This window comes from Methylobacterium sp. WL8, from assembly GCF_008040045.1.
GTDB lineage: Bacteria > Pseudomonadota > Alphaproteobacteria > Rhizobiales > Beijerinckiaceae > Methylobacterium > Methylobacterium cerastii.
On record NZ_VRVF01000038.1, the window covers coordinates 1 to 16,328 of the forward strand.

Sequence of the window (16,328 nt, forward strand, 5' to 3'; positions counted from 1 at the left end):
CCGCCGAAGCCGCCGCCACCGTATCCGCCGCCACTCGGGGGAGCCTGATCAGGCCATCTCGGCTCTGCGCCACCCTCATCGAAGCCGCGCTTCTGCGGCCCCCGGAAATCACGACCACGTCCCATCGAAAGCTCGCCAAAAACCGTCCGCCGACCACGTCTCGAATACCGCGTGCGCGCCATCCCAGACAGCTCACGCCCCGCACTCCCATTACCCCCGGTCGCGGTAACCAAGAATAACGCCTCAGTCCTGACGCAATTGGGGCTTGACCGCAAGGACCTTGTTGTCGATCCACCGAGAGTTCCATCACTTTCTCGTCGGCGCACCCGGGCGGCGCGACGCGGTGCCGCCCCGTTAGGGAAGCGCAAAGGGCGGTGGCGTATGCAGGGCTACAGGCTCCCGCCTCCGCCGGGGCCCGCGTGCCGCCCCCCGAATGATCGCGACCCCGACCTTCCCGGACTATTCCGCCCTCGTCGTGGACGAGAGCCTCTACATCCGCCGAATCGTGCGCGACATGCTGATGCGCGTCGGCATCAAGCGTGTGCTGGAGGCGCCCGACGGGGCCGAGGCGCTCGGCGTGCTGGCCGAGAGCAAGCCAGACCTGACGATCATCGACTGGGACCTCGCGATCCTCTCCGGCGAGGAGTTCATCCGGCTGGCCCGCACGCCCTCGACCTCGCCCTGCCCGACGATCCCGATCATCCTGATGCTCGCCCAGCCGCGCCGGAACGTCGTCGACCGGGCGATCAACCTCGGCGTCAACGAGATCATTGCAAAGCCGTTCTCGCCCAAGACGCTGTGGTCGCGCCTCGACGAGGTCATCAACCGGCCGCGCCCCTATTCCCAGGTGAAGAGCCTGCTGCGTCCCACCTCCCGCGCCGCGAGCCTCGCCAAGGCGATGGCCTGATTTCACAGAGCGTTCGCCACGGGCGACCGTGGATGCAGGGCCGGGTGCTGCGAACGGACGTTGCAGTTCGCCGCCGAGCGAGTAGGGTCGGACGCGAATGATGGCCGGGCTCCTCGCCGGGGCCAAGGATGGGAAAGCGCGGCGACGCCGATGAGGGACGAGAGTGGCGCGACCGCGCCGGCCCGCCCCCAGGGCGCGCCACCGGCAGGGGCACCCGGCTCCGCCCCCGTGGTCTCGCATCGCGACACGCGCCGCAACGCCTACGCGGCCCTGGACCTCGGGACCAACAATTGCCGGCTGCTGATCGCCGAGCCGTCCTCGCACGGCTTCCGGGTGATCGACGCGTTCTCGCGCATCGTCCGGCTCGGCGAGGGGCTCGGAAACTCCGACCGCCTGAGCGAGGCGGCGATCGAGCGGACGATCGACGCGCTGCGGATCTGCAAGGGGAAGATGCGCGCCCGCGGCGTCGGCCGGGCCAAGATCATCGCCACCGAGGCGTGCCGGCTCGCGGTGAACGGCGCCGACTTCGTCGCGCGGGTGCGCGCGGAGGTCGGCCTCGATCTCGAGATCGTCGATCGGCAGACCGAGGCCTATCTCGCCGTCACCGGCTGCGCGGCGCTCGCCGACCCGTTGGCCGAATCCGTCGTGATCTTCGACATCGGCGGCGGCTCCACCGAGATCGCTTGGCTCGACGGCGCGGCCGCCAACCCTTCGACCGACCCGACGCTTCGCATCCGCGCGTGGGATTCGCTGCCCGTCGGCGTCGTCACCCTGGCCGAGCGCCATGGCGGCTCCGAGGTCACGCGGATGATGTTCGAGGGCATGGTCGAGGAGGTGGCCGAGATGCTGGGCCCCTTCGCGATCCGTGCGGCGGCGGCGGCGATCGCCCCCGGCTTTCACCTGCTCGGCACATCGGGCACCGTCACCACCATCGCGGCGATGCACCTGCGTCTGGTTCGCTACGAGCGCCGCCGCGTCGACGGACTGTGGATGAGTGACGCCGAGGTCTCGGGCGCGATCGACGACCTGCTCGACACGCGCCTCGACCAGCGGGCCGAGAACCCTTGCATCGGCCGCGACCGTGCCGACTTGGTGCTCGCCGGCTGCGCGATCCTGGAGGCGATCCGCCGGGCGTTTCCAGCCGAGCGCCTGCGCATCGCCGACCGCGGCCTGCGCGAAGGACTTTTGATGAACATGATGCGGGAAGACGGCGTCTGGCGCCGCGGGGGCTACCGGTGACCGACAGGCGTGGCGGAGTGGGCGCGACGGGTGGAGTCCGCGGAGAGCTCAAGCAGCGGGTGAAGACCGGCCGTGGGCGCACCCACTCGCAGAAGAGCTGGCTCGAGCGGCAGCTCAACGATCCCTACGTGCAGCGGGCCAAGCGCGAGGGCTACCGCTCGCGGGCGGCCTTCAAGCTGATGGAGATCGACGAGCGGTTCAAGCTGCTCAAGCCCGGCCAGCGCATCGTCGACCTCGGTGCGGCGCCCGGCGGCTGGTCGCAGGTCGCGGCGAAGGTCGTCGGCGAGACCGGCCGCATCGTCGGCATCGACCTGCTCGAGATCGAGCCGATGCAGAACGTCGAGTTCATCACCCTCGACTTCCTCGATCCCGAGGCTCCGAAGCGCCTCACCGGCCTTCTCGGCGGCCCGGCCGACCTCGTCCTGTCGGACATGGCCGCCAACGCCACGGGGCACAAGAAGACCGACCACCTGCGCATCATCGGCCTTGCGGAGACGGCGGCCGAGTTCGCGCGTGAGATCCTCGCGCCGGGCGGCGCCTACCTCGCCAAGGTGCTGCAGGGCGGCACCGAAGGCGCGCTGCTCTCCGACCTGAAGCGCGACTTCGCGCTGGTCCGCCACGTCAAGCCGAACGCCAGCCGGGCCGATTCGAGCGAACTCTACGTGCTGGCGACCGGCTATCGCGGGCCGAGCCCGGCCGTCGCCCTCGCCGAGGCGGACGAGGACTGAATCGCGGCGTTTCGGACGCTGCGCGAACGGGCACCCGTCGTCCTGTCGAAAGCCGGCGACGCCTGGGGGTGGGATCTGGCGCCGTTCGCCGATTTTGCTCGCCGCCGTCGGCTGATCCACTCAGTCCGCGCCTATCCTGATTGTTCTTGGGTGCGATCGTAGGTGCCCATCGCCGGGCTTTAGCGCCAAAGAAAAAAGGCCGCCCCGGAGAACCGGAGCGGCCTTCGATGGAGTCGTGAAGGCGATTACTCGCCCGAGCCGGTGCCGTCCGGCGTCTTGCCCTCGGCGCCGCCTTCCGCCTCGATGCCCTCGAAGCGCGGGCGGCGCCGGCGGCGGACCTTGGGGGCCGGGGCATCGTCGCCGTCGGTCACGGGCTGGCTCGGCGCCTGCGACTCGACGACGGGCGCCTCCGAGGCGGCCGGAAGCCGCGGCGGCGTCATCAGGAAGGCCGGCAGGCCGGCCGCATCCTCGGCGACGGCGCGCGGCTCCTCGCGGCGGCGCTCGCGACGGGCGGGAGCCGGGGAGTCCGGGCGCACCGGCGCTTCGGCACGCACAGGCGCCTCGGCGCGGACGGGTGCCTCGGTGCGGACATCCTGGCGCGACTCGCGGCGCGGCTGTTCTGTGCGTCCGTTCTCGTAGCGGCTGTCGCGCGGCGCGTCGGTGCGGGGCTGCTCCTGGCGCGACGGGTCCTGTCGCGCGATGTCCTGCCGAGACACGTCCTCGCGCGGCTGGTCCCGGCGGGTGAACTCGGCACGGTTCTCTTGCCGGTTCTCTTGCCGGTTCTCCTGGCGAGGATACTCCTGCCGCCCGTTCTCTTGCCGCCCGTTCTCCTGGCGAGTGAAGGTCTGCCGGGGCGCGTCCTGACGGTCGTAGTCGGAGCGCTGGCCGTTATCCTGGCGCGGCTGATCCTGCCGATTGCCGTCCTGACGATTGCCGTCCGGGCGCTGGTTGTCGAAGCGGGCGCCGTTGTCGAAGCGCGGCCGGTCGTTGCGGTTGTTCTGGAAGCGGTCACGGCGCTCCTGCCGGTCGCCACGGTTCTGGTTCTGGCCGAACCGGTCGTTCTGGCCGCGATCGTTCTGGTTGCGATCCTGGCGCCCGTCCTGCTGGCCGCCCTCGCCGCGGTTGTCGTAGGGCTGCGGCTGCTGGCCGGGATCGCCATACTCGGTGGCGTAGCCGGCATAGCCCTGGCCGTTGGCCTCGCCGCCCTGCTCGTCGTCACCGTCTTCCATGTCGTCGTCGTAGGCGCGGGAGGCGTAGCCGGCGCCAGCCTGCGGGCGGCCCTGCTCCTGCGCGCCGGAGATGATCCGGAAATAGTGCTCGCCGTGCTGGAAATAGTTTTCCGCCGCCACCGGGTCGCCCGCCGCCTGCGCGTCGCGCGCGAGCTGCGCGTACTTGTCGGCGATATGCTGGGCGGTGCCGCGGACTTTGACGTCGGGACCGTTGGATTCGTAGGACCGCGTCAACGGATTCGGGCCCTTCGGCCGATTCCGGCCACGCACCCGTCGGTTCTGGTTTGGTCTCATCGGTCTCAGATGACCCTCGTTACTGCGAGCGCGTCTGGTCTGGGGTTCGGGCTCCCGAGGCGCCGCCAGGCGGGTCCTCGCCGGCGCCCGCGGAGGGATCATCGGACTTGATCCACGAACCGCTCGCCTACCAGCCGTCTGTCCCGATCCCTCGGGGCCTACGCTTGCGTCCAAGACGCGTGTCGATTGTCAGGTTCGAAAACCGCCGCGCCGCTGCTCGAACCCGAGCCTGCGTCTGATCGGCGGTGGAGCGCTCGGCCGACATCCCGCGAAGGATGACCCATGCCGAACCTACGATCGGTACTCTTAACGGATCGTCCACGAACCGCAAGTCGCACGGGTCTTTCCTGCAATAACGTGATGGGGATTTCGTCGCCTTTCGCAGGATCGTTGCAGCGAATCCGCTACGCGGACACCGCTTCGGCGCGCGAGGTGAACGATGCGACCCGTGCGTGCCCGGCGAGATCGCGCACGATGCCGCCCGGTCGAAGGCCGGCCGTCGCCCCCAAGTCGGTCACGGCCTCGGCCTGATCGTAGCCGATTTCGAGATGGAGCGAGCCGCCCGACGCCAGCAGGCCCCGAGACACCGCCCCAACGATCCGTCGATAGGCGCCGAGGCCGTCATCGCCGCCGTCGAGGGCCGCGAGGGGGTCGTGCTCGCGCACCTCGCGGTCGAGCCCGGTGATCACCGGGCTCGCGATATAGGGCGGGTTCGAGACCACGCGGTCGAACGGGGCGCCGAGGGCATCGCACCAATCGCCGGCGACGAAGCCGGCGCGCTCGGCGACGCCGTTGTCGCGCGCGTTCGCGCGCGCCGTCCTCAGGGCGCCCCAGGACCGGTCCAGCCCGATCCCGGTGGCGTTCGGCAGCGCGCTCAGCAAGGCGACGAGGATGCAGCCGCTGCCGGTGCCGAGATCGAGGATGCGGACCGGCGCCGCGTGGTCGGGGATCGAGGCGAGCGTCGCCTCGACCAGGGTCTCGGTGTCCGGCCGTGGCACCAGCGTCTCCGGCGACAGGCGGAACGGCAAGCCCCAGAACTCCCACGCCCCGAGGATGCGAGCCACGGGCTCGCCGGACAGGCGGCGCCTTGCTGCGACCTCCAGCCTATTCGCCTCTCCCGGCCCGAGTACACGTTGCCCGTGCAGCGCGAGGTCGATCGCGCGAAGATCGAGCACGCCGAGCATCAGGAAGCGGGCGTCGCCCTCGGGCACACCCTCGGCTACGAAGGTGCTGGTGAGACGCCGAAGCGCATCGCTGCGGCTGTCGGCGGGATGCACGATCGCTGCGGCGCTCAAGGCTGCTTCGCCGAGGCCCGCAATTCAGCGGATGCAACAGCGGCACGCTGTCCGAGCATGGCGCGGGTCCCCTCTTCCGGGGCGGAGGGGGACAGGGTGAGGGATGAGAACCGTCCGGAGAGGTCACGCCCCTCACCGCACCCCTCTCCCCATGGGAGAGGGAGCCGCGCTGCGGCCAGCCTTACGCGGTACGGGCTCACGACATGCCTTCGGCGGCCAGCAGCTCGGCTTGGTGCTCGGTGACCAGGGCGTCGACGAGTTCGTCCAGCGCGGTGCCGGAGAGCATCTCCTCCAGCTTGTACAGGGTGAGGTTGATGCGGTGGTCGGTGACCCGGCCTTGCGGGAAGTTGTAGGTGCGGATGCGCTCGGAGCGGTCGCCGGTGCCGACCTGCGACTTGCGGTCGGCGGCGCGGACGGCATCCTTGGCTGTACGCTCGGCGTCGTAGAGCTTGGCGCGCAGCAGCGACATCGCGCGGGCGCGGTTCTTGTGCTGGGAGCGCTCCTCCTGGACGAAGATCACGATCCCCGACGGCAGGTGGGTGATGCGGATCGCCGATTCGGTCTTATTCACGTGCTGACCGCCGGCGCCCTGCGAGCGCATGGTGTCGATCTTCAGGTCGGAATCGTTGACGACGATGTCCACCTCCTCGGCCTCGGGCAGCACCGCCACGGTGGCGGCGGAGGTGTGGATCCGCCCCTGCGCCTCGGTGTCGGGCACGCGCTGGACGCGGTGAGCGCCGCTCTCGAACTTCAGGCGGGCGAACACGCCACGCCCCTTCACCTCCGCCACGACCTCGCGGTAGCCGCCGACCGTGCCCTCGCTCTCGGAGATCACCTCGACCTTCCAGCCCTTGGTGTCGGCGTACTTCGCGTACATCCGGAACAGGTCGCCGGCGAAGAGCGCCGCCTCGTCGCCGCCGGTGCCGGCTCGGATTTCGAGGATCGCGCTCTTCTCGTCGGCCGCGTCCTTGGGCAGCAGCATCAGCTGCAGATCGCGATGCGCCTTGATCAGCGCGTCCTCGGCGTCGGGCTTCTCGGCGGCGGCCAGCGCGCGCATCTCCGGGTCGCCGCCGGGCTCGTCGATCAGCGCTTCGACCTCGGCGAGGTTGGCGGCGGCGGCACGGTAGGCATGGATGCCGGCGACGACGGGATCGAGGTCCGACAGCTCGCGGGAGAGCTGGACGATGCTCTCCGAGCTTCCGTCGCCAGCCGCGAGGGTGCCGGTGACGATGTCGTGGCGCACGAGGATGGCGTCGAGGCGGTCGGGGGGAAAGGGAATCATCGACCGGGGTCTACTCTGGGACGCTGACGGAAACGAGACCGGTTTTGACGCGCAGTGCGCTCAGACCGGGATGCCGTGGGCCTTGGCGAAGGCGGCGAGCGCCGGGCGGAGCGAGGCGCCGTCGTGAGAGCGGGCCATCTCGGCGTCGATCACGTCGGCGATCGCCCGCGCGTCGAGGCTCAGCACCATCGCCTTGATCGGGCCGATGGAGGCCGGCGACATCGAGAGGTCGCGGAACCCCATCCCGATCAGCGCCATCGCTTCGAGCGGACGGCCGCCGATCTCGCCGCACACCGTCACCGGGCACCCGGCCGCGTCGGCGCGCTCGGCGATCAGCCGGAAGGCGCGGATCGCGGCGGCGCAGAGCGGATCGAACCGGTCGGCGACCCGGCGGTTCTCGCGATCGACCGCGAACAGGAACTGCATGAGGTCGTTCGAGCCGACCGAAAGGAAGTCGGCGACCTTCGCGATTTCGTCGATCTGGAACAGCAGCGAGGGCACCTCGACCATGGCGCCGAGGCGGCAATCGCTCGGAAGCGGATGGCCGTGGCGGCGCAGGTGCGCCTTCTCGCGATCGACGATGGCCTTGGCCCGCACGAACTCGTCGACGGTGGCCACCATCGGGAACATGATCTTGAGCGGCCGCCCGGCCGCCGCCCGCAGCAGCGCCCGCAGCTGGACCCGCAGCAGCGCCGGCCGGTCGAGGCCGATGCGGATCGCGCGCCAGCCGAGCGCCGGGTTCTCCTCCTCGAGCTTGGGCATGTACGGCAGGATCTTGTCGCCGCCGATGTCGAGCGTCCGGATCGTCACCGGCCGGTCACCGGTGGCGGAAAACACCGCCTCGTAGAGCGCCTGCTGCTCGGCCGCCGACGGCATCCGCTGCGCCACCATGAACTGCAGCTCGGTGCGGAACAGGCCGATGCCCTCGGCGCCGGTCTCGTTCAGGTGCCCGAGGTCGACGAGGAGGCCGGCGTTGAGGTGGAGCCCGATGCGGATGCCGTCGCGGGTGATCGCGGGCACGTCGCGCAGCGCCCGATATTGTTCTTGCCGCTTGGCGCGCAGGCGCACCATCTCGGCATAGGCCGCCTCGATCTCGGGTCCGGGGCGGACCTGGACCTCGCCCGAGACGCCGTCGACGATGATCGCATCGCCGGAATCGCAGAGCGCCGTCGCGTTCTCGACCTCGCCGACGGCGGGGATGCCCAAAGCCCGCGCGACGATCGCGATATGGCTGGTCGGGCCGCCCTCCTCCAGCACCACGCCGCGCAACCGAGACGGGTCGTAGTCGAGGAGCGCCGCCGGCCCCATCGAGCGGGCGACCAGGATGGCGTTGTCAGGCAGGAACGCGCCTGAGCCCGCGCCCTCCTGGCCGGTGAGGCGGCGCAGCAGGCGGTTGGCGAGGTCGTCGAGGTCGTGCAGGCGGTCGCGCAGGTACGGGTCGCTCTGGCGCATCATCCGCGCGCGGTTGTCCGACTGGACCCGCTCGACCGCGGCCTCCGCGGTGAGGCCGGAGACCACCGCCTCGCGCATCCGGCGCAGCCAGCCCTTGTCGTGGGCGAACATGCGGACCGTTTCCAGCACTTCTCGCGATTCGCCGGTGCCGATCTTGTCGCCGCGCTCGACCAGGGCGTCGATCGCCGAGCGCACCGCCTCGATCGCAGCTTCGAGCCGGGTGATCTCGGCCTCGACGTTCTCGGCGATCAGTGTCTTCACGACGATACGCGGCTCGTGCAGCACGACGTGGCCGAGGCCGATGCCGTCGGCGAGCACCACGCCGCGGGCGCTGACCGCGCGGCGCGCGGCAGTGCCGGCGTCGGGCGCCAGCCCCTGCAACTCGCCGGACGCGATCATCTCCGAGAGCACCATGGCGGTGGTCTGGAGCGCCTCGATCTCTTCGTCGGAATAGACGCGGTAGGTCTTGTTCTGGACGGTGAGCACGCCGAGCGTGTTGCCGGCCCGCAGCAGAGGCACGCCGAGGAAGGCGTGATACGCCTCCTCCCCCGTCTCGGGGCGGTAGGAGAAGGCCGGGTGGGTCTGCGCGTCGGAGAGCGAAAGCGGCTCGGCCGTCTGGGCGATCAGGCCGACGAGGCCCTCGTCGGCACGCATCCGCGTGAGGTGGACCGCCTCGCGGTTGAGGCCTTCCGTCGCGAACAGCTCGAGCGTGTTGTCGTCGCGCAGGACGTAGACCGAGCAGACCTCGGCGATGACGTTGGCGGCGATGACCACGACGATGCGGTCCAGGCGCGCCTGGGGGCTGACCGGCTCCGCCATGGCTTCGCGAAGGCGGCGCAGCAGCAGGCGCGGGCCTCCGGGCGCAGCGGGCATCGTCTGGTCAATCCCCTGTCAGCGCGGCGCCGAACGTCGGCGCCGGGCAACCTCAGGTCGAACCCGTCGGACGGGCCTGCAAGCCTCAAGCTTGATCCAGGCCGTATAGCGAGTGGAGCGTGCGGACGGCAAGCTCGGTATAGGCCGCGTCGATCAGCACGGAGAACTTGATCTCGGAGGTGGTGATGGCGCGGATGTTGATGCCCTTGTCGGCAAGCGCCCGGAACGCCTTGGCCGCGACGCCGGCATGGCTGCGCATTCCCACGCCGATCGCCGACACCTTCACCACGTCGGTGGCGCCTTCGATCTGGGCGAAGCCGATCGTGTCGTGCGCCCGATCGAGCACTGTGCGGGCGCGGTCGTAGTCGGCCGCCGGCACGGTGAAGGTCATGTCGGTGGTGGACTGGTCGCCCGACACGGTCTGGATGATCATGTCGACGTTGATGTTGGCGTCGGCGAGCGGCCCGAAGATCGCGGCGGCGACGCCGGGGCTGTCCTTGACACGGCGAAGCGTGATCTGCGCCTCGTCCCGCGCGAAGGCGATCCCGGTGATGATCTGCTGTTCCACGTCGGTTTCCTCGTCGCAGATGAGGGTGCCGGGGCGCGCGGCGTCCGGCGGATCGAAGGAGGAGCGGACCGTGGTCGGCACCCGGTGCACCATGGCGAGCTCGACGGAGCGGACCTGCAGCACCTTGGCGCCGAGGGAGGCCATCTCCAGCATCTCCTCGAAGGTGACGCGCTCCATGCGCCTCGCCTTCGGCACGACGCGCGGGTCGGTGGTGTAGACCCCGTCCACGTCGGTGTAGATGTCGCAGCGCTCCGCGCCGATCGCGGCGGCGATCGCGACCGCGCTGGTGTCCGACCCGCCACGGCCCAAAGTCGTGATCCGGCCGGTCTGGGAATGGATGCCCTGGAAGCCGGCGATCACCGCCACCTCGCCGCGCTTGAAGCCGGCGTCGAGCCGGGCGCCGTCGATCTCCTCGATGCGGGCCGATCCGTGCGCGTCCGAGGTCTGGATCGGGATCTGCCAGCCTTGCCAGGAGCGGGCCGCGATGCCGGCCTTGCGCAGCGCGATCGCCAGTAGGCCGGAGGTGACCTGCTCGCCCGACGCGACGACGGCATCGTACTCGGCGGCGTCGTAGTCGCCGTCGGCGTCTTTGACCCAGCCGACGAGTTCGTTGGTCTTGCCCGACATCGCCGAGACCACGACCGCGACCTCGTAGCCGGCCGCGACCTCGCGGGCGACGTGGGCGGCCACGTTGCGGATGCGCTCGACGTTGGCGACCGAGGTGCCGCCGAATTTCATCACCAGACGGGGCATGGAGCGTCCGCGTTTCTCAAACTTCGTCGATCGGCCGATCCGGGCGCATCGGGACCGGGCGTGTAGGACGGCCCGCAGGGATTTCCGAGCGGCCGCACCGATCGCTGTACCGCACCGGCGTCCGGCGGGTACAAGCGGGGTCGGGACCTGTCAACACGCCGCCGATTCCGCTGCCGCGTTCCGCTGCGAAGTTCGGCCGCCCGTGCGAACCGGTCGGGCCGGCGCGTGTTTCCCACTGCCTGGTACGGACCCTCAAGGAGAGCGGATGAGCATCGACGAGACCGCCGCGGGCGGCGCCGCGCACGCGCGCACCGGGTCGGTGAACCCGGCCGAAATCGCCCGGTTCGACGCGCTGGCGGCGACGTGGTGGGACCCGCGCGGGCCGATGCGGGTGCTGCACCGCTTCAATCCCGTCCGCCTCGCCTACATTCGCGACACGGTCTGCCGCCATTACGGGCGCTCGGCTGAGACGCCCTTCGCGCTGGACGGCCTCTCGGTGGTCGACGTCGGCTGCGGCGGCGGCGTGCTGTCCGAGCCGCTGGCGCGCCTCGGCGCCGACGTCACCGGCCTCGACCCGGCCGTGCAGAACATCGCCGCCGCCCGCCGCCATGCGGAGGCCGAGGGCGTGCCCGTGGATTACCGGGCCGAGACCATCGAGTCGGTGGCCGCCGCGGGCCGGACCTTCGACGTGGTGCTGATCATGGAGGTGATCGAGCACGTCTCCGACATGCCGGCCTTCGTCCGCACCGCGGCCTCGGCGGTGAAGCCGGGCGGCCTGCTCTTCGCCGCGACGCTGAACCGGACGATGCGCTCCTTCGCGCTCGCGATCGTCGGTGCCGAATACGTCCTCGGCTGGCTGCCGAAGGGCACGCACGACTGGCAGAAGTTCGTGACGCCGTCCGAGCTGACGGCTGCGCTCCGGGGCGGCGACCTGTCCGTGACCGACACGACGGGCGTCGTCTACAACCCGCTCACGGACGGATGGCGGGTGGGCCGCGACACGGCGGTGAACTACATGATGGCGGCCGAGAAGCCGGCTTAGGGCGCCCCTGCCCAACCCTGCCACCACCGGGCGGTCCCCGAAGGAGACGCGATGCTCGAGAAGATACCCGCCGCCGTGGGCCATGCCCTGTCCGGCCTCAAGGCCGGGCTCGAGAAGGCCGTCTTTCACGCCGAATTCCCCGACGCTCCGGCGACGATCGCGTTGACGAGCCCAGACTTCGCTGACGGCGCGGCTCTGCCGGCCCGTTTCACCGCGGACGGCGAGGGAACCACGCCGGCGCTCGCCTGGAGCAACCTTCCCGCCGGCACGGCCGCCGTCGTGATCCTGGCGGAGGATGCCGACAGCCCGACGCCGCATCCGCTGGTGCATCTGATCGCGTGGAACCTAGCGCCGGCCATGTCGGATCTCGCCGAGGGCGCGTTGACCGCGGATGCGCCCGTGGATCTGGGCAAGAACAGCTTCCTCAAGGACGGCTGGCTGCCGCCGGACCCGCCGAGCGGTCACGGCGCGCACCGCTACCTGTTCCAGGTCTACGCCCTCGACCGTCGCCTCGACCTGTCGCCCTCCCCGGGCCGCGGCGCGCTGCTCGACGCGATGCGAGGCCACGTCCTGGCAAAGGGCTCGCTCACCGGGACCTACCAGCGGCGCTGAGGCGCATAGCCGGCCTCGATCGATCGAGGGCGGATGACCAAACCAACGGAACGCGCGCGATGAAGGCTCTCCTCTGCACCCGGCTCGGCGGACCGGACGACCTGTCGATCGAGACGTTGCCCGATCCCGTGCCCGGCCCCGGCGAGGCGCTGGTGCGGGTCTCGGTCGCCGCGCTCAACTTCTTCGACACGCTGATCATCGCCGGGCGCTACCAGGTGAAGCCGGAGCTGCCGTTCTCGCCCGGCGGCGAAGCCTGCGGCGTGGTCGAGGCGCTCGGCCCCGGCGCGGAGGGCGTGCGGGTCGGCGACCGGGTGATCGTGCACGCCAAGTACGGCACCTGCCGCGAACGGGTGACCGTCCCGGTGCGCCTGCTGACCCCCGTGCCCGACGGCGTGAGTGACGAGCAGGCGGCGGGCCTGACGATCACCTACGGCACCTCGCTGCATGCCCTGCGCAACCGCGCGAAGGTCCGGCCGGGCGAATGGCTCGCGGTGCTCGGCGCCTCGGGCGGCGTCGGCCTCGCGGCGGTGGAACTCGGGGCGCTGCTCGGCGCCCGCGTCATCGCCTGCGCCTCGTCGGAGGACAAGCTCGCGGTCGCGCGCGAGCACGGGGCCGAGATCGGCCTCGTCTACGACCCGGCGACCTTGCGCGACGCCCTCAAGGAGGCGACCGGGGGCAAGGGCGTCGACGTGGTCTACGACGCTGTCGGCGACGCGTTCTCGGAGCCGGCCTTCCGCGCGCTGACCTGGCGCGGGCGCTTCCTCGTCGTCGGCTTCGCCGCCGGCGAGATCCCGCGCCTGCCGCTCAACATCATGCTGCTCAAGGAACTCGACGTGATGGGCGTCCACTGGGGCGTGTTCACCGAGCGCGAGCCGGAGGTGCACCGCGAAAACCAGCGCCAGATGCTGGCCTGGGTCGCCGAGGGTCGGCTGACCGCGCGGGTGCACGGCGCCTACCCCCTCGAAGACTACGCCGCGGCCCTCGGCATCCTCAGCCGCCGCGAGGCGGTGGGCAAGGTGCTGCTGCGGCCCTGACGCCTCAGATCAGGCCCTGCGCCTTGGCGAGCGCCACGAGGTCGCCCTGCGGCCGGGCGCCGATGTGCTGGATCACCTCCGCCGCCGCCAACGCGCCGAGGCGGGCCGCGGTGACGTAGTCGAGGCCGCGGGCGTGCCCGGCCAGGAAGCCGGCGGCGAAGAGGTCGCCGGCGCCGGTGGTGTCCACGACCTCGCGCACCGGCGACGCCTCGACCGAGCGGATCTCGCCGCCCTTCACCACCATCGCACCCTCGGACGAGCGGGTGACGAGGCCGAGGAGGTGCTTGCCGCGGCCGTCGCGTTCGTCGCGCAAGGCCTTGAGCGCCGCGTCCGGGTCGTCGGTCTGGTACAGGCTCTGCAGCTCGCCGATGTTGGCGAACAGAATGTCGACGCTGCCGTCTCGGATCAGGCCGAGGAATTCGTCGCGGTAGCGGCCGACGCAGAACGCGTCCGAGAGGGTGAGCGCCACCGCATTGCCGGCACCGTGCGCGATCGACACCGCCTTGCGGAACGCGTCCTTGGCGGCCGGCGGGTCCCAGAGGTAGCCTTCGAGGTAGACGACGCGGGCGCTCTCGACGACCGCCTCGTCGAGGTCGGCGGGCGACAGGCCCTGGCATGCGCCGAGATAGGTGTTCATCGTGCGTTCGCCGTCCGGCGTCACCAGCACAAAGCAGCGGGCGGTGGCGGGGCCGTCGGTCGCGGCCGGCACGCCGAAGGCGACGCCGGTCGCCTTCAGGTCGTGGCTGAACAGGCGGCCGAGCTCGTCGTCGCGGACCTTGCCGACGAAGCCGGTCTTGGCGCCGAGCAGCGCGGCGCCGACCGCCGTGTTGGCGCCCGACCCGCCCGACACGATCGTCGCCGGCCCCATCGCGGAAAACAACGCCTCGGCGCGCGGCTCGTCGATGAGCGCCATCGCGCCCTTCGGCACGCCCTGGTCTGCGAGGAAGCCCTCGTCTGTGCGGGCGATGACGTCGACGATGGCGTTGCCGAGCACCAGGAGGTCGAGCTGAGCGGTCATTCGGTCGTCCCTTCGAAATCTGCCCGCGCTCTCGCACCGGCGTCCGAACGGGTCAAGCGAGGCGGCTCAGGCGTCGGCGAACATCTCGGCGACCGGCACGTCGAGGCCGAGCGGATCGAGCCGGAGCACGCCGTCGGCCGCGATCCGCGACTCGATCACCTCGGCGCCACGGCGGTGATGGATGACGAGGCGTTTGACGGGATCGACGATCAGGTAGTGCATCACGCTGGCGAGGCTGAAATACCCGGCGAACTTGACGCCGGTGTCGATCGCCTTGGTGCTCGGCGAGATCACCTCGACGACGATCAACGGATCGTTCACCTCGACCGCGTCGGCATCCATCCGGGAGCCGCACACGACGAGGGCGTCCGGCTCGAAAGCAGTGGTCGGATCGATCCGCACGGTCATGCCGTCCGGAAACACCTCGCACGGGAGGCCGCCGGCACGAACCGCGGCGTGCAAGGCTACGAAGATCCTCGATTTGGCGCGGGAATGCCGTGCGCGCTGCGGCGAGATGGCGAAGACTTCGCCGTTCAGGATTTCGTAGCGGCCACGTCGATCCTCGGCCCAGGTCAGGAACTGATCCACGGTCATTCCCGGATCGGGCCGAAGCTTGGGCTGAGCGCTCATCGGCCGATCCTAGCAGTCGGCGACGCCGTCGCGAAGCGACGGCTACTGCATCGACTTGACTTCGCACTGCGCGTAGTCGGCACTCGCCTTCACGTAGGCGTTGAGCTTCTGCAGGTAGCCTTCGGCCAGAGGCCGAAAGGCCTGGAGCTGCAGGTTGTAGGCCTTGATCGCGTCGTTGTAGCTGTAGGCCTCCCAGCCGGGGCATCCGCCCTTGGCGTCGAGGCAGGCGGGCTTTGCCGGCAGGGCCGGCTTCTCCGGCTTGGCCGAGGCCGGCGGCGGCTCCGGCAGGGGGCAGGCCGCGAGTGCCGCCCTGGGGGCGACGAGCGCCAGGGCGAACAGGGATCGGCTCAGGAAACCGCGCATGGACAGGTCGAGCTCCGTTCGGCCCGCGTCGGGGCCGGCCGGGTTGTGCGTCCGCGTGCCTCCGGGAGCAAGGCGGTCATCCGGCCGGCTGGACGCGGTGCGGCCGCTCCACCCGCGGCGCGGGCTTGCGCGCAGCCGGCATCCCGCGAACCAGGGCGACCACCGGTAGCAGCAGGCCGATGGCGAGCACCCACCAGGCGGGGCGGATCACGTCGGAGAAGTCGAGGTTGGCGCCGAGCACGAGGTCGGCCGGGATGCCGCTCTTGATCCCGTACCACGCCGCCTCGATCCCCGCCGTCGCGAGGCCGGCGGCGACCGCCAGCAGCGCCAGCGACCACGGCCGCATCGGCAGGCGGACGCGTTGCATCAGGCGCCAGCCCATCAGCAGCACGAAGAGCCCGGTCCAGAACACCGGGTCGGAGACGTCGATCTTCGATTGCAGGAAGTAGTGCAGCAGGCCGAGAATGCCGATCGCGTAGGCCGCCTTGTGCAGCCGCGTCCAGTTCTTTCCCATCCGCCGGATCGCAGCATCGGTCGAGGTGGCGCCGAGCGCGATCAGGCCGAGGAGCGCGACGAAGCCGATCGTCAGGTAGAACCGCAGTGCGATCTCGGACACGACCTTGGCGAGGTCGAAGTTCTGGTCGACCACGTAGAGCGTCAGGTGCGCCAGTGCGTAGGCCAGGGTGGTGACCCCGATAAGGCGGCGGACGTTGATCAGCTTCGGCCAGTTCGCCACCCGTCGCAGCGGCGTGACCGCAAGGGAGGCCAGCAGGAAGCGGATGGTCCACTCGCCGGTGCCGTGGATCAGCGCCGTGATCGGCTTGGGCCCGAGGGTGTTCGTCGCGTAGGCGCCCGCGAGGTAGCAGGCCGGCGCGACGGCGAGCAGGAACGCCGCGAGCTTCAGGAGCGAAAGGCGCCCGGTGCGGTCGAGCCAGGGCAGCGGCAGGGCGTGGGACCGGGCGTCGGACATGGCGGCTCTTCGTATCGGCTGTCGGTGACGGTTCGCGGC

The 16,328-nt window shown here is 70.7% G+C and carries 15 protein-coding genes and 1 pseudogene; 6 read left to right on the forward strand and 10 right to left on the reverse strand.

Annotation, left to right across the window (positions count from 1 at the left end; genetic code table 11):
* Positions 1-125 (reverse strand): annotated as a pseudogene (locus FV234_RS26695) (cold shock domain-containing protein); the annotation flags it as partial.
* Positions 126-433: 308 nt separating this feature from the next.
* On the opposite strand from FV234_RS26695, the gene FV234_RS14735 reads away from it, so the two are divergent.
* The 3 genes from FV234_RS14735 to FV234_RS14745 all read left to right on the forward strand — a co-directional run bounded on the left by FV234_RS14735 (position 434) and on the right by FV234_RS14745 (position 2,874).
* Complete coding sequence (locus FV234_RS14735) at positions 434-907, forward strand: response regulator (RefSeq protein ID WP_147753471.1); 474 nt, start codon at positions 434-436, stop codon at positions 905-907.
* A gap of 150 nt (positions 908-1,057) precedes the next feature.
* Positions 1,058-2,146, forward strand: coding sequence for a Ppx/GppA phosphatase family protein (locus FV234_RS14740; RefSeq protein WP_147753470.1), 1,089 nt, complete (start codon positions 1,058-1,060; stop codon positions 2,144-2,146).
* A complete protein-coding gene (locus tag FV234_RS14745; RefSeq protein ID WP_147830079.1) occupies positions 2,143-2,874 on the forward strand; it encodes an RlmE family RNA methyltransferase in 732 nt (243 codons plus the stop codon). The genes FV234_RS14740 and FV234_RS14745 overlap by 4 nt, the downstream gene beginning before the upstream one ends.
* A 245-nt stretch (positions 2,875-3,119) precedes the next feature.
* On the opposite strand, the gene FV234_RS14750 is transcribed toward FV234_RS14745, so the two are convergent.
* The 5 genes from FV234_RS14750 to FV234_RS14770 form a co-directional block, all read right to left on the reverse strand.
* A complete protein-coding gene (locus tag FV234_RS14750) occupies positions 3,120-4,373 on the reverse strand; it encodes a DUF4167 domain-containing protein (RefSeq protein WP_147830082.1) in 1,254 nt (417 codons plus the stop codon).
* A gap of 428 nt (positions 4,374-4,801) precedes the next feature.
* The gene (prmC, locus tag FV234_RS14755) at positions 4,802-5,692 is read right to left on the reverse strand and encodes a peptide chain release factor N(5)-glutamine methyltransferase (protein WP_246686208.1); all 891 of its coding nucleotides are present in this window, start codon (positions 5,690-5,692) and stop codon (positions 4,802-4,804) included.
* 196 nt (positions 5,693-5,888) lie between these two features.
* Complete coding sequence (gene prfA, locus FV234_RS14760) at positions 5,889-6,974, reverse strand: peptide chain release factor 1 (protein ID WP_147830084.1); 1,086 nt, start codon at positions 6,972-6,974, stop codon at positions 5,889-5,891.
* Between the two features lie 60 nt (positions 6,975-7,034).
* Positions 7,035-9,299 (reverse strand): phosphoenolpyruvate--protein phosphotransferase, encoded by a 2,265-nt coding sequence (gene ptsP, locus FV234_RS14765; RefSeq protein ID WP_147751083.1) that lies wholly within the window; start codon positions 9,297-9,299, stop codon positions 7,035-7,037.
* Positions 9,300-9,384: 85 nt separating this feature from the next.
* Positions 9,385-10,620, reverse strand: coding sequence for an aspartate kinase (locus FV234_RS14770; protein WP_147830086.1), 1,236 nt, complete (start codon positions 10,618-10,620; stop codon positions 9,385-9,387).
* A 265-nt stretch (positions 10,621-10,885) separates the two neighbouring features.
* Between FV234_RS14770 and ubiG the strand changes: the two genes are divergently transcribed.
* Genes ubiG through FV234_RS14785 form a run of 3 tightly spaced genes read left to right on the forward strand, consistent with a single transcriptional unit; the run spans position 10,886 to position 13,308 of the window.
* Positions 10,886-11,662 (forward strand): bifunctional 2-polyprenyl-6-hydroxyphenol methylase/3-demethylubiquinol 3-O-methyltransferase UbiG, encoded by a 777-nt coding sequence (gene ubiG, locus FV234_RS14775; RefSeq protein ID WP_147830088.1) that lies wholly within the window; start codon positions 10,886-10,888, stop codon positions 11,660-11,662.
* A gap of 51 nt (positions 11,663-11,713) precedes the next feature.
* Positions 11,714-12,274, forward strand: a complete 561-nt coding sequence (locus tag FV234_RS14780) for a YbhB/YbcL family Raf kinase inhibitor-like protein (RefSeq protein ID WP_147830090.1) — start codon at positions 11,714-11,716, stop codon at positions 12,272-12,274.
* Positions 12,275-12,333: 59 nt separating this feature from the next.
* The gene (locus FV234_RS14785) at positions 12,334-13,308 is read left to right on the forward strand and encodes an NADPH:quinone oxidoreductase family protein (RefSeq protein ID WP_147830092.1); all 975 of its coding nucleotides are present in this window, start codon (positions 12,334-12,336) and stop codon (positions 13,306-13,308) included.
* Between the two features lie 4 nt (positions 13,309-13,312).
* Here the strand turns inward: FV234_RS14785 and FV234_RS14790 are convergent, their stop codons facing one another.
* The 4 genes from FV234_RS14790 to FV234_RS14805 all read right to left on the reverse strand — a co-directional run bounded on the left by FV234_RS14790 (position 13,313) and on the right by FV234_RS14805 (position 16,289).
* Positions 13,313-14,326: an adenosine kinase gene (locus FV234_RS14790; protein ID WP_147751078.1), complete on the reverse strand. Its 1,014-nt coding sequence runs from the start codon at positions 14,324-14,326 to the stop codon at positions 13,313-13,315.
* Between the two features lie 66 nt (positions 14,327-14,392).
* Positions 14,393-14,956: a Uma2 family endonuclease gene (locus FV234_RS14795; protein ID WP_147830094.1), complete on the reverse strand. Its 564-nt coding sequence runs from the start codon at positions 14,954-14,956 to the stop codon at positions 14,393-14,395.
* Between the two features lie 42 nt (positions 14,957-14,998).
* Positions 14,999-15,319 carry a hypothetical protein gene (locus FV234_RS14800; protein WP_147751076.1) on the reverse strand — a complete coding sequence of 107 codons (321 nt, stop codon included), beginning with the start codon at positions 15,317-15,319 and terminating at the stop codon, positions 14,999-15,001.
* Positions 15,320-15,395: 76 nt separating this feature from the next.
* Complete coding sequence (locus tag FV234_RS14805) at positions 15,396-16,289, reverse strand: protein-methionine-sulfoxide reductase heme-binding subunit MsrQ (RefSeq protein WP_147761484.1); 894 nt, start codon at positions 16,287-16,289, stop codon at positions 15,396-15,398.
* Between the last annotated feature and the right edge of the window lie 39 nt (positions 16,290-16,328).